General features: G+C 68.3%; 10 protein-coding genes. 3 read left to right on the top strand and 7 right to left on the bottom strand.

Annotation, left to right across the window (positions count from 1 at the left end; translation table 11 throughout):
• Positions 1–44: 44 nt before the first annotated feature.
• Complete coding sequence (locus tag WS57_RS17050) at positions 45–944, top strand: alpha/beta fold hydrolase (protein ID WP_063837284.1); 900 nt, start codon at positions 45–47, stop codon at positions 942–944.
• Positions 945–975: 31 nt separating this feature from the next.
• Here the strand turns inward: WS57_RS17050 and WS57_RS17055 are convergent, their stop codons facing one another.
• On the bottom strand, positions 976–1611 hold the full coding sequence (locus tag WS57_RS17055; RefSeq protein ID WP_009692208.1) for a TetR/AcrR family transcriptional regulator: 636 nt from the start codon (positions 1609–1611) through the stop codon (positions 976–978).
• A 578-nt stretch (positions 1612–2189) separates the two neighbouring features.
• On the opposite strand from WS57_RS17055, the gene WS57_RS17060 reads away from it, so the two are divergent.
• On the top strand, positions 2190–3029 hold the full coding sequence (locus WS57_RS17060) for an alpha/beta fold hydrolase (protein ID WP_009692207.1): 840 nt from the start codon (positions 2190–2192) through the stop codon (positions 3027–3029).
• Positions 3030–3074: 45 nt separating this feature from the next.
• Here WS57_RS17060 and WS57_RS17065 read toward each other — a convergent pair whose 3' ends face one another.
• The 6 genes from WS57_RS17065 to WS57_RS17090 all read right to left on the bottom strand — a co-directional run bounded on the left by WS57_RS17065 (position 3075) and on the right by WS57_RS17090 (position 11811).
• Positions 3075–3488: a YybH family protein gene (locus WS57_RS17065; protein ID WP_009692206.1), complete on the bottom strand. Its 414-nt coding sequence runs from the start codon at positions 3486–3488 to the stop codon at positions 3075–3077.
• A gap of 115 nt (positions 3489–3603) precedes the next feature.
• Positions 3604–4317, bottom strand: coding sequence for a nitroreductase (locus WS57_RS17070; protein WP_059601675.1), 714 nt, complete (start codon positions 4315–4317; stop codon positions 3604–3606).
• 93 nt (positions 4318–4410) lie between these two features.
• Entirely contained in the window at positions 4411–5199 is a 789-nt protein-coding gene (locus WS57_RS17075; protein WP_059601677.1) for an IclR family transcriptional regulator, read from the bottom strand.
• 7 nt (positions 5200–5206) lie between these two features.
• Positions 5207–6076, bottom strand: coding sequence for an IclR family transcriptional regulator (locus WS57_RS17080; RefSeq protein ID WP_038454906.1), 870 nt, complete (start codon positions 6074–6076; stop codon positions 5207–5209).
• A gap of 354 nt (positions 6077–6430) precedes the next feature.
• Positions 6431–9949, bottom strand: coding sequence for a pyruvate carboxylase (locus tag WS57_RS17085; protein WP_069244589.1), 3519 nt, complete (start codon positions 9947–9949; stop codon positions 6431–6433).
• Positions 9950–10659: 710 nt separating this feature from the next.
• Complete coding sequence (locus tag WS57_RS17090; protein WP_009692199.1) at positions 10660–11811, bottom strand: acyl-CoA dehydrogenase family protein; 1152 nt, start codon at positions 11809–11811, stop codon at positions 10660–10662.
• A 241-nt stretch (positions 11812–12052) separates the two neighbouring features.
• Here WS57_RS17090 and WS57_RS17095 point away from each other — a divergent pair, with 241 nt between their 5' ends.
• On the top strand, positions 12053–12928 hold the full coding sequence (locus WS57_RS17095) for a MaoC/PaaZ C-terminal domain-containing protein (RefSeq protein ID WP_069244590.1): 876 nt from the start codon (positions 12053–12055) through the stop codon (positions 12926–12928).
• Positions 12929–12942: the final 14 nt, after the last annotated feature.

Genomic DNA, 12942 nt, shown 5'->3' on the forward strand with positions numbered 1-12942 from the left:
GGGCGGCCCCGCGACGCGAATGCAATCGAATCATGAAGAATGCAATGACGACGCGAACGCATGCGGCCGGGCCGACCGGCATCCGGCATACGTGGACGAGCACCGACGGGCTCCGGCTCGCCGGCCGATCATGGGGCGACCCCGACGGCGCGCCGGTCATCCTGTTGCACGGCAGCGGGCAGACGCGGCACGCGTGGAGCGGCATGGGCCGTTTGCTCGGCGCGGCGGGCTTTTACGCGATCGCGTTCGACGCGCGCGGTCATGGCGAGTCCGACTGGTCGCCGACCTGCAACTACAGCCAGGGCGCGATGATCCGCGACCTCGAGCGGGTGGCCGCGATGTTCGACGGCCGACGTCCGATCCTCGTCGGCGCCGGGCTCGGTGGAGGAACGAGCCTGCTTGCCGTCGGCGAAGGCTATGTCGATGCGGCGGCGCTCGTGCTCGTCAACATCGCGCCCTTCGTCGAACCGGCCGGCGCGCTGCGCCTGCAGTCGTTCATGCGTCAGCAGCCGGACGGTTTCGGCTCGCCGGACGAGGCGGCCGACGCGATCCGCCACTATCGCGCGCATCCGCCGCAAGCGCTCAGCGAGGAAAGCCTCGCGCGCAGCCTGCGCTACGACGACGGGAAATATCGCTGGCACTGGGATCCGCATTTTCTCGCGTGGCCGCGCGACCTGACGCGCCGCCATGCGCGCTTTGCAGCCGCCGCGCGCCGCCTGAGGCTGCCGACGCTGCTCGTGCGCGGTGCCGACTCCGACATCGTCAGCGAGGCCGGCGCCCGCGAATTCCTGAGCCTGTGCCCGCATGCGGAACACACGGACGTGCGGAATGCCGGCCATACGGGCGCAGGCGAACACAACGACCTGTTCGGCCATGCCGTGCTCGATTTTCTCGAGCGCCGGATGCCGCGCGACCGGGCGCTGCGGCATCGCGCCGCCGCGTGAGCGTGCCAGCCGGCACGTCGCGCCGGCCCGATCAGGCGGCCAGTTCGCTCTTGCGGGTGCTGCGCTTCGCTTTCGCGGCAGGCTTCGCGGCGGCCGATGGCTTCGCGCCTGCCGCGGGCTTCACGCCTTCGAAGAACATCGCGCTGAGTTGATCGGCGACCTTTTCCAGCGAGCCCTTCTTCGGGTCGAACCAGGTCTGGACGGAATTGATGCAGCCGAGCACGAACACGCGGCACAGCGCGATATCGACGTCCTCGCGCAGCAGGCCTTCTGCGCGCAAGCCGTCGAACACTGCCGTCCACAGCTGCTGATGGCGTTCGCGCCGCTTGACCTGGCGCTCCCGCACCTTCTCGGGCAACTGGGTCAGCAGCCGGCCGTGCGCGAGCGCGTAGTCGCCGAACTTGATCAGCGCGCTCATCTGCCCGAGCAGCGCCGCCTTGAAGCGCGCCTCGGCCGTCGCATCGGGCGGCAGTGCGTCGAAATGCTCGTTGATGTGCTGCACGATGCTGTCCGCGCCGTGCTCCATCACGACGTCGACCAGTTCTTCCTTCGACGAGAAGTGATAGTAGATGCTGGCCGCCTCGATCCCGGCCTGGTCCGCGATCGAGCGCATCGTGGTCGCGGCATAGCCCTGCGTCGCAAAAGAGCGCGCGGCCAGCCGCAGCAAGGTTTCCCGGGTATCCGCGCTGGGATTTACATTTCGCTTTCGCACGTTCGTGTATCCGCCGTCCGCTGTTGTCAAGAATCTCGATGAAGTGAAAAACGCCGCGCGAGCGATCGCCCCGTTGCCGTTCCGGCGCGCGACGGCGGCCGGCGGCGTGTCTCCGTCTCCCGGGTACTGCCTGATCCTCTCGCCTGCCGCCCTGTGACACAAAACTAATGTTTGACAGGGTAGCGTATTTTCATGGCGCGAGCCAGCGAACCGCAACCCTGGCGGGACGACCCGTCGCGCGGCGCGGCGGCCGCGGGCTTGCCTGAATCTCTCGCTTGCCGGCCGACATCGCGCGGCCAGCCGCGCGCAGCCGCAGCGACGCGCGTCGCCGGCACGCTCACTGTACGGAACGCCGCAGCCGGCCGCGTTGACACGCATGCGCGCACCGGCGAAGTTTGAAGGCGCGGCGAACCGTGCGCCGCATCCGCCCTGCTCCGCCACTCCATCATTGTTCAGCCATGACGCCATCCAGCGAATCCGTTGCGCGCACCCCGGCCAGGCCGGGACGCCGCCTTCCCGGCACTCCCGAGCCGATGCATCTGTGGCGTACCGCCGACGGCGTGCGGCTCGCCGCCGACACATGGGGCCATCCCGACGCCCCGCTCGTCGTGCTGCTGCACGGAGGCGGCCAGACGCGTCATGCGTGGGGCGGCACCGGTGCGCTGCTCGGCGGCGCCGGCTATTTCGCAGTGGCCTTCGACGCGCGCGGGCACGGCGACTCGGACTGGAGCGCCGACGGCGACTACAGTCAGGATGCGTTCGTGCGGGATTTGCGCCACGTCGTCGATGTGCTCGGCGCGCGTCGCCCGCCGGTACTGATCGGCGCGTCGCTCGGCGGCGGCACGAGCCTCGTCGCGATCGGCGAACGCAAGCTCGACGCGCGTGCGCTGATCCTCGTCGACATCGTGCCGTACACGGAGCCGGCCGGCGTCGCGCGCATCCGTTCGTTCATGCAGCAGAACCCGGACGGATTCGGCTCGCTCGACGAAGTCGCCGACGCGATCGGCCGCTATCGCTCGCACCGTTCGCGCTCGGGCAATCATGCCGGCCTGTCGAAGAACGTCCGGCTCGGCGACGACGGCCGCTATCACTGGCACTGGGATCCGCGCTTTCTGTCGGGAACGACCGACCTGGCCGCCCGTCATGCCCGCTTCTGCGCGTGCGCGCGCAACCTCGCGCTGCCCACGCTGCTGGTGCGCGGCGGCAGTTCCGACGTGGTCAGCGAAGCGGGCGTGCGCGAGTTTCTCGAGCTGTGCCCGCACGCCGAATACGTGAACGTCGCCGCGGCGGGACACATGGTCGCCGGCGATCGCAACGACGTGTTCGGCCGCGCCGCCGAGCAGTTTCTCGCGCGTCACGTCGGCACGGAGTAAGGCGCCCAGTATGCGGGCGCCCGACGCCCGCGCGGGCGAATCCCCTCAGATCGGGGGCGTTTCCGGCGAAGCCGAGAAATGGTGCTGGCGGATCTTCCATTCGTGCTGCTGCGCCGCGATCACGAGCGTCGTGCGCAGACGCGAGCGCGACGTCGTGCCGTCGCCGAGGACGAACGCGAATTCGCCGAAGCCCTGCGCGAGAAAGCAGTCGTCGCCGAACCGGATGAACTGCTGCTCGACCAGTTCCAGCGTCGCGGACCGGATCACGCCTTCGTACGACGCGAAGTACGCGCGAATCGCGTCGTGCCCGGCCGCGTGACCGGGCCGGCCGCCGAAGAACAGTGCATCGGTTGTGTAGACGCCGGTCAGCGCATCGGCATTCCAGTCGCGCGCCGCCGCGTTCCATGCGGCCTGCACGACCGCCAGCGCGGGGCCGGGCGTGGGGTTCGTTCCAGTCATCGTGTTGTCTCCTCTTTAGGGCGCCGGCATGCGTGGCTGCCGGTCGGATGCGTCGATCGGGCCGTTCGCTCGCGCCATGCGTTCGCACGCCGCGAATCGACGGGAACGGCGTGCGTCAGACCATCTGCATCACGTCCGCGGTGGCGGCGCGCGTCGAGCGGAACGCGTTGGCCGGATGCGTCGTGTCCGCATAACCGAACGCGATGCCGCAGACGAACCGGCGCTCGTCGCCGATGCCGAAATAGCGGCGAATGAACCGCGCATGATGCGCAAGCGCCGCCTGCGCGGTGGTTGCGACGCCGTGTGCGCGCGCCGCCAGCAGAAACGACGCGACAAACGCGCCGCAATCGAGCGCCGCGTAAGGCCCCAGCTCGGCCGGGATCGTCAGCAGCGCGACATGCGGCGCGCCGAACAGCCGGAAGTTCTCGGCAACCTGTCGCTCGCGCGCCGCGCGGTCGTCGCGCGCGATGCCGAGCGCCGCATAGAGCGCATAGCCGACTTCCCGCCGACGCTCGCCGTATACGCCGCGATATTCGTCCGGAAACGGCATGTCGGCGTCGATGCCGGGATGCTGCGCCGCATGCGCAACGAGCGCCGCGCGGAAACGCTCGGTCGTGTCGCGCGACGTGACGATCGCATGCCACGGCTGCACGTTGCACCACGACGCCGCGCGTTTCGCGATCTCGACGATGCGCTCGATCACGTCGGTCGGCACGGCGTCCGGCAAATAGGCGCGGCACGTGAAGCGCTCGGCGGCGATGCGCTCAAGCGTTTCCACATCGGCTGCCGAGCGGTCGCCTGCGTTTCTTCCGTCGCGTTGCGCCTGCATCCCACGTCTCCGGTTAGCGGTACCATACATTTCGATTGGAACTACCATTAGTTAGTCATAACGACGACATGGGCACACTGAATCCGATCATCATCAAGGCTCGCAGTCGACGTCGCTCAGGATGAAGGACAGCGTCCTGGCCGCCGCCTTGAGTTCCGGCGTCACGCGCTCGCGGATCGCCGCCATGTCCGGCTCCAGTTCCACTGCGCCGCAATTCAGCGCCATCAGCGTCTGCGTGCGGCCGACCACGATCGGCAGCGCAATGCCGTACGCGTTGCGCTGATATTCGCCGACCGACATGCACACGCCCGACTGCCGCAGATCCTCGAATGCCGCATCGAGGTTCTCGCGCACGGTGGGCGCATCGTCGCCCGCCGCGTCGAGCAATTCGGCCATCAACGGCGCGCGCGTCGCTTCCGGCAGCCCGTACAGATAGGCGCGCCCGACCGCGGTCGTCGCCATCGGCAGCAGCGAACCGACGCCGAGCCGCAGCGTCGCGATCCGCGCGCTTGCGCGCCACGCGATATACACCATGTCGAGCCGATGCGGGACCGCGAGCGCAACCGACAGGTTCAGCTTGTCGGCGAGCTTCTGCATCACGGGCGCGACGAGGCGCGTGACCGCATTGGCTTCCAGATACGCGTGGCCGATGCTCAACGCGCCGGCACTGAGTTCGAACTGCCGCCCGCCGCCGACCCGGCGCAGGTAGCCGATCGAGATCAGCGTCGTGGTCAGCCGCGATACCGTCGCCTTCGGCAGACCGGTGCGCCGCACCAGTTCCGCGTTGGACAGCGGCGCGCGCGCCGCGCGAAACGCATGCAGCACCTCGAGCCCGCGCTCGACGGTCAGCGTGACGCCATGTTGCTTGTCGGTTCGATTCATGGGCGTGTCAGTCGGTCACGACCGCCTGCTCCTGCAGATGCTGGGCCGCGGCCACCAGCCTCGGCCCGAGTTCGCGTTCGACGCGCGCGCGCCCGAGCCGGGCGCTGCGCCCGACACAGGCCAGCACGAGCGGCGTGTGATCCTGCACCACCAGCGGCACCGCGAGGATCGTCAGGTCCGGCTCCCATTCGCCGAGCGACATGCAGTAGCCGACGTTGTGCACCTGGGAAATGCCTTCGCTGATGCGGCGGCGCAGCGTCGGCCAGTCGCGGCCGGTCTTGCGTTCGATATTGCCGAGCAGGTAGAAGCGCTCGAGTTCCGGCAGCGCGGCCAGCAAGGCCCAGCCCATCGGCGAAGACGCGATGCGCAGCCGCGTGCCCGCATAGAGCTTGAGATCGACCGAGGCCGGCTTGCCCGCACACGTCTCCAGCACGATCACGTCGAGGCGGTCGCGCGTGCCGAGCATCACGTAGGTTTCGTTCGCGTTCGCGAACGCCTGCATCTCGAGCCGCGCCAGCAGCTGCACGTTCGAATGCGCGATCGCCGCATAGCCGAGCGACAGCACGGGCGCGGCCAGCCGATACTTGCGACGCTGCGGCGAATAGTGGAGATAGCCGAGCGCGACGAGCGAGCGCGCCATCCGCGACACCGTCGGTGCGGGGATGCCCGTCTCGATCACGAGTTCCTGATTGCCGAGCCACGGCTCGTGCGGCGAAAACGCGGCGAGGATCGCCAGGCTGCGCGCGAGCGGAACGACCATCGCGCCGGACGCGGGCCCGCCTTCCGGACGCTCGCTGTCTCCGGCGGGCCCCTCGTGCCAACCCGCGTTTTCCTGTCCTGACAGGGGCAGCGCTGCCCGGTTCGACTGCGGCGACATCGATGGCTCCGTTTGTCTCGATCCGGCTCTGGAAGCGGCCGTGAACTTGCGTGTACCGGTCGGTCAGCGCGGCCCGCCACGCCGGGTGGCGGCGCGCGCGGCATGCGACCGTCCGATGGCTTCATTAGAGAAGCCAACCGGGAAACACGTCAATTGTAGTGGCGATATGTTCCGTACTTTGAAACAGCCTGCAGCACGAGAACCCGCCGCCCGCAGTCCGGGACGGTGCTTTTCCGCTCAATTCGAGACGGAACATGCGCGGCACGACGAATCAAAGTACGGAACGTCAGACGAATACCGAAAAGGCCTGACGGCGCGGCGCGACAGCGATCCGCCGCGCCGCCACCGCCCGCGTTACGCCGCGCCCTTCAGCTCGATCAGCAGATCCTTCGCCGCGACGCGCTCGCCGGGCTTCACATGCACGGCCGCGATTTCGCAGTCGCGCTCGGCCGCGATGTGGGTTTCCATCTTCATCGCTTCAAGTGCGATCAGCGTCGTGCCGGCCGTCACGCGCTGGCCCGGCTGCACGGCCACCGTCACCACCGAACCGGGCATCGGCGCGGCCACGTGCAGCGGGTTGCCCGGATCGGCGCGCTGCAGCCCGTGCCGTTCCTTGCCGGCCTGCACGACCGTCTTCTGCTCGACGAGCGCCGAGCGCGGCTGGCCGTTCAGCTCGAACTGCACCTTCACGATGCCGTCCTGCGCATCGGCGTGCTGCCCTTGCAGCGACACGAGCAGCGTCTTGCCCGGCGAGATCTCGATCGCCGCCTCCTCCTGCGGCTGCAGGCCGTACAGGAACGCCGGCGTCGGCACCACCGACGTGTCGCTGTACGCACGCACGTGCGCGTAGTAGTCGACCGTCTGCTTCGGATACATCAGGTACGACGCCAGCTGCCGGTCGTCGAGCGGCTGCTCGCACGCGGCCTCGGCCTGCACGCGCACCGCGTCGAGATCGACGGGCGGAAGCTGATCGCCGGGGCGGTACGGCGCCGGCGGTTCGCTCTTCAGCACCTTGCGCGACAGTTCCGCCGGGAAGCCGTCCGGCGGAAAGCCGAGCTCGCCCTTGAACAGCGACACGACCGACTCGGGGAACGCGATGTCCTTGTCCGGGTTGCGCACGTCGTCCACGCTCAGGTCGTTCGCGACCATCATCAGCGCCATGTCGCCGACCACCTTCGAGGTCGGCGTGACCTTCACGATGTCGCCGAACAGCCGGTTCACGTCCGCGTACGCGCGCGACACCTCGGTCCAGCGATGATCGATGCCGAGCGAGCGCGCCTGCTCGCGCAGGTTCGTGTACTGGCCGCCCGGCATCTCGTGCCGATAGACGTCGGCGGTGCCCGCGCGAATCTCCGATTCGAACGGCGCGTAATAGCGGCGCACGCCTTCCCAGTACATCGACGCCTCGTGCAGGCGATCGGGATCGAGCCCCGGGTCGCGCTCGCTGCCGGCGAGCGCCGCCGCGATGCTCGACAGATTCGGCTGCGACGTGAGCCCGCTCATCGCGTCGAGCGCGCCGTCCACCGCGTCGCAGCCCGCGCCGATCGCGGCCAGCACCGAGGCCGCAGCGATGCCGCTCGTGTCGTGCGTATGGAAATGCACGGGCAGTCCGGTTTCCTCCTTGAGCGCCTTCACGAGCGTGGCGGCTGCCTGCGGACGACAGATTCCGGCCATGTCCTTGATGCCGAGCACGTGCACGCCGGCCTGCTGCAGTTCGCGCGCGATGCCGACGTAGTACTTGAGGTCGTATTTGGAGCGCGACGCGTCGAACAGGTCGCCGGTGTAGCAGATCGCGCCTTCGCAGAGCATGCCGCTCTCGCCGACCGCGTCGATCGCGACGCGCATGTTGCGCACCCAGTTCAGCGAATCGAACACGCGGAACACGTCGACGCCCGCGCTCGCGGCCTGCTTCACGAAGAAGCGCACGACGTTGTCCGCATAGTTCGTATAGCCGACCGCGTTCGAGCCGCGCAGCAGCATCTGGAACAGGATGTTCGGCACGCGCTCGCGCAGCTGCGCAAGGCGCTCCCACGGGTCTTCCTTCAGGAAGCGCAGCGCGACGTCGAAGGTCGCGCCGCCCCAGCATTCGAGCGAGAACAGCTGCGACAGCTCGCGCGCGTAGAACGGCGCGATCGGCAGCATGTCGGCCGTGCGCATGCGCGTCGCGAACAGCGACTGGTGCGCGTCGCGCATCGTCGTGTCGGTCAGCAGCACCTGCTTGCGCTCGAGCATCCACTGCGCGAATTTTTCCGGGCCGAGTTCGCGCAGGCGGTCGCGCGTGCCGGCGGGAATCGCCCGCGCCGTATCGACCTTCGGCAGCACCGGCTTCGGCAACGGCAGCGCCGGCAGCGTGCGGCCGTTCATCTCCGCGTTGCCGTTCACGTTCAGCTCGCCGAGATAGCGCAGCAGCTTGGTCGCGCGGTCGCCGCGCTTCGCGAACGCGAGCAGTTCCGGCGTCCTGTCGATGAAGCGCGTCGTCACGTCACCGGCGACGAACGCCGGATGATTGATCACGTTCTCGAGAAACTGCAGGTTCGACGTGACGCCGCGAATGCGGAATTCGCGCAGCGCGCGATCCATCCGATGAATCGATTCGGCCGCGGTCGGCGCCCACGTGGTGACCTTGACGAGCAGCGAATCGTAGTACGGCGTGATCACCGCGCCGCCGTACGCGGTGCCCGCGTCGAGCCGCACGCCGAAGCCCGCCGCGCTGCGGTAGGCGGTGAGCCGGCCGTAGTCGGGCAGGAAGTCGTTCTCCGGATCCTCGGTCGTGATCCGGCATTGCAGCGCATGGCCGTTCAGCGGGATGTCCTGCTGCGCCGGCACGCCGGCCGCGCGCTCGACGATCGCGCCGTCGCTGTCCGCAACGTCTTCCGCCAACCCGATCCTGCCGCCCTCGGTGATGCGGATCTGCGCCTTCACGATGTCGATGCCGGTGATCATTTCGGTCACCGTATGTTCGACCTGGATGCGCGGGTTCACTTCGATGAAGTAGAACTGGTTCGTGTCGGCATCCATCAGGAATTCGACGGTGCCCGCATGCGTATAGCCGACCGCGCGCATCAGCCGCAGCGCCGCCTCGCACAGCGCGTGCCGGCCGTCGCGATCGAGATACGGCGCCGGCGCACGTTCGACGACCTTCTGGTTACGGCGCTGCACCGTGCAGTCGCGCTCGTGCAGATGCACGACCGTGCCGTGCATGTCGCCGAGCACCTGCACTTCGACGTGCCGCGCATTGCGCACGAGCTTCTCGACGTAGACCTCGTCGTTGCCGAACGCGGCCAGCGCTTCGCGGCGGGCGACCGGCAGCAGCGTCTCGAGGTCCTGCGCGTTTTCCAGCACGCGCATGCCGCGCCCGCCGCCGCCCCAGCTCGCCTTCAGCATCAGCGGATAGCCGACCTCGGCGGCCAGCGCCTTGCACGCGTCGAGATCGTCCGGCAGCGGCGCGGTGGCCGGCATCACCGGCACGCCGGCCGCGATCGCCGCATTGCGCGCCGCGACCTTGTTGCCGAGCGTGCGCATCACGTCGGGCGACGGGCCGATCCAGCGGATGCCCGCGTCGATCACGGCCTGCGCGAAATCGGGGTTCTCCGACAGGAAGCCGTAGCCGGGATGGATCGCGTCGACCCTGGCCTGGCGCGCGACGCGCAGGATGTCGTCGATGTCGAGATAGGCGGCGAGCGGCTTCTTGCCTTCGCCGATCAGGTAGCTCTCGTCGGCCTTGAAGCGATGCAGCGCGAGGCGGTCTTCCTTCGAATACACCGCCACCGTACGCATGTTCAGCTCGGCGGCGGCACGCATCACGCGAATCGAGATTTCCGAGCGGTTCGCGATCAGGATGGACTGGATGGGGGTAGGCGTCACGGCAGCCATGGATGTGAATGGTTGAATGAGGGTTCGCCGACGCGCCTTCCTCCGCCTGTCCGATTCACGGGGCGGCGACGGATCGTCGCGTCGGTCACACGGGGTTGCTTCGTCCCGGCTTTCGCCAGTCGACATCGTCGTCATATCGCCCGATAACCGCTATCGACGGCGCGACGACGAACAGCATCCAGCCGACCAACCGGGCAGACAAAAAGGAGACCGGCCGGCCGGTCGTCTATCGGCACAGGGCGGCCACGCGCCACGACGCGGCCCGCCACGACTTCAGTCGCGGTGCTCGAAAAGCGGTGCGTGATCCATCCAGTCGTATCCTGCCCCGGATCGCGCCCACGCCCAGTTCGCATCGCGCGGCCGGTCGCCGGGCTGCGGCGTCGCCCGGACGCGTGCCGCCCCGCGCTCGTGCCCGAGCCCGTGCGCATCGTCCTGTGGTACGCCATTTCGCTTTGGGTAGCCAGTCATTGCATCACCTTACGTTGATAGAAGCTTTTCGCTCTTCGGTCAGGCCCGTCCGGCTCAGGGAATGCCTGCGCGACCGGCGGGCGCCGAATGCGTCGAGGTTCGATCACGCAAAAAGCAGGCCACATCGGATCTCCAGCGGAGAGCCCCGACTCGCGTGGAGAGCGTTCAAAGGCGGTTTCAAAATTCGTTCAATTCTGAAATTGAGGTTTTGATTTTGAAATGGCGAGGCCGCGCACCGCGCCTTATTGCGCGTCGCGCACCATGTTCCGCGCAATCACGATCTGCTGGATCTGCGTCGTGCCCTCGTAGATGCGGAACAGTCGCACGTCGCGATAGAAACGCTCGATCGCATATTCGGCCATGTAGCCGGCGCCGCCGAAAATCTGCACCGCGCGGTCGGCCACGCGGCCGCACATCTCGGACGCGAACAGCTTCGCGCACGACGCCTCGGTGCTGACCGGCAGCTTGTCGTCGCGCCGGCGCGCGGCGTCCAGCACCATGCAGCGCGCCGCGTAGATCTCGGCCTTGCTGTCGGCGAGCATCGCCTGCACGAGCTGGAAATCGGCGATCGGCTTGCCGAACTGCTTGCGCTCCATCGCATAGGCCAGCGCCATCGACAGCATCCGCTCGGCCACGGCCACGCAGACGGCCGCGATATGGATGCGCCCCTTGTCGAGCACCTTCATCGCCGTCTTGAAGCCCTGCCCTTCCTTGCCGCCGATCAGGTTCGCGGCCGGCACGCGCACGTTGTCGAAGATCACGTCGCAGGTATGGGCGCCTTTCTGTCCCATCTTCTTGTCGCGCTTGCCGAAGCTGATGCCGGGCGACTTCGCATCGACGATGAACGCCGAGATGCCGCCCGAGCCCTTGTCGTCGGGGTTGGTCCGCGCCATCAGCGTGAAGATGCCCGCATGCGGCGCGTTCGTGATGAAGCGCTTGGTGCCGTTCACGACGTAGTCGTCGCCGTCGCGGATCGCGGTGGTGCGCAACGACGCCGCGTCGGAGCCGGCTTCCGGTTCGGTCAGCGCGAAGGAGGCGATCAGCTCACCGGTCGCGAGGCGCGGCAGGTACTTCTCCTGTTGCTCGGGCGTGCCGTCGAACAGGATGCCTTGCGAGCCGATGCCCACGGTCGTGCCGAGCAGCGAGCGAAATACCGGCGAAGCCTGGCACAGCTCGAACACCGCCAGCACCTCCTCCTCCATCGTCAGCTCGAGGCCGCCGAAGCGCTCCGGAATCGTCAGGCCGAACAGGCCCAGCGCCTTCATGTCGGCGACGATGTCGTCGGGAATCTCGTCGGTTTCGGCCACGAGCTCCTCGTTGGGCACGAGCCGCTCGCGCACGAACCGGGCGATGGAGTCGAGCAGGCCGTTGAGCGTTTCTTGATCGCGAATCATGTCGGTGCGCCTGAAAAAGATAAGGAAAACGATGAGATGCTGCGCCGGCGGCCGGCCCGAAACAATTGCGCGGCCAAAAACGTTCCGAAGAATGAAATGGCGCGGGCACGGCCGGCATTGGCCCCGCGAGCACTGCGGCCCGGGCGCCTGCCAAGGTACGGAACAATCTGCGCCGATCCGTTGACCCGAGAACCGCGCGGTTCCATCGTGAGCACTCGAATCCACTGCCGTCACGTTCGCCATGCCGCTCCAGCCCGATCACCTGCTGTCCCGTCCGTTCCCGCCCATCGAGCATGCGTACTCGCTGCGCGATACGCAGCTCTACGCGCTCGGCGTGGGCCTCGGCGCCGATCCGGTCGACGCGGGACAACTGCGTTACGTCTACGAAGGCCGCGACGGCACGGCGCTGCGCGCGCTGCCGACCATGGCGAACGTGCTCGCCTATCCCGGTTTCTGGGCACGCGAGCCGGACACCGGCATCACCTGGCAAAAGATCCTGCATGCGGAACAGGAGATCCGGATTCACGCGCCGTTGCCGGCCAGCGGCCGCGTCACGGGCACGACGCGCATCACCGGCCTGTGGGACAAGGGCGCGGACAAGGGCGCGTTCCTGCAGCAGACGCGCGAGATCGCCGATGCCGGCACGGGCCGCCTGCTCGCGACCGTCGTGCAGCTGAGCCTGCTGCGCGGCGACGGCGGATTCGGCGCGGGCGGCAGCACCGAGCCGCTGCCGGCGCCCCACGCGATGCCCGACGGCGCGCCGGACCACGTGTGCGAGCTGAGCACGCCCGCCCACCTGGCGCTGATCTATCGTCTGAGCGGCGACCTGAATCCGCTGCACGCGGACCCGGCGGTCGCCTCGGCGGCCGGCTTTGCGCGCCCGATCCTGCACGGCATGGCGCTGATGGGCGTGGCCGCGCACGCGGTGCTGCGCACGGTGCTGGCCTACGACGACACGCGCTTCGCGGGCATGCGCGTGCGCTTCACTGCGCCGGCCTGGCCGGGCGACACGCTGCGCACCGAGATGTGGGTGCGCGGCCATACGGTTTCGCTGCGCGTCACGGCCGTGGAGCGCAACGTGGTGGTTTTGAGCAATGCGCGGGTCGACCTGCGCTGACACGCAATTCTTCA

This window comes from Burkholderia pseudomultivorans, from assembly GCF_001718415.1.
In the GTDB taxonomy this organism is placed as follows: domain Bacteria; phylum Pseudomonadota; class Gammaproteobacteria; order Burkholderiales; family Burkholderiaceae; genus Burkholderia; species Burkholderia pseudomultivorans_A.

What these genes read in the sequence shown, in the direction of transcription:
- WS57_RS17050 (WP_063837284.1), top strand. Translation starts at nt 45, where the DNA reads ATGACGACGCGAACGCATGCGGCCGGGCCGACCGGCATCCGGCATACG.
- WS57_RS17060 (WP_009692207.1), top strand. Translation starts at nt 2,190, where the DNA reads ATGCATCTGTGGCGTACCGCCGACGGCGTGCGGCTCGCCGCCGACACA.
- WS57_RS17065 (WP_009692206.1), bottom strand. Translation starts at nt 3,488, where the DNA reads ATGACTGGAACGAACCCCACGCCCGGCCCCGCGCTGGCGGTCGTGCAG.
- WS57_RS17070 (WP_059601675.1), bottom strand. Translation starts at nt 4,317, where the DNA reads ATGCAGGCGCAACGCGACGGAAGAAACGCAGGCGACCGCTCGGCAGCC.
- WS57_RS17075 (WP_059601677.1), bottom strand. Translation starts at nt 5,199, where the DNA reads ATGAATCGAACCGACAAGCAACATGGCGTCACGCTGACCGTCGAGCGC.
- WS57_RS17080 (WP_038454906.1), bottom strand. Translation starts at nt 6,076, where the DNA reads ATGTCGCCGCAGTCGAACCGGGCAGCGCTGCCCCTGTCAGGACAGGAA.
- WS57_RS17085 (WP_069244589.1), bottom strand. Translation starts at nt 9,949, where the DNA reads ATGGCTGCCGTGACGCCTACCCCCATCCAGTCCATCCTGATCGCGAAC.
- WS57_RS17090 (WP_009692199.1), bottom strand. Translation starts at nt 11,811, where the DNA reads ATGATTCGCGATCAAGAAACGCTCAACGGCCTGCTCGACTCCATCGCC.
- WS57_RS17095 (WP_069244590.1), top strand. Translation starts at nt 12,053, where the DNA reads ATGCCGCTCCAGCCCGATCACCTGCTGTCCCGTCCGTTCCCGCCCATC.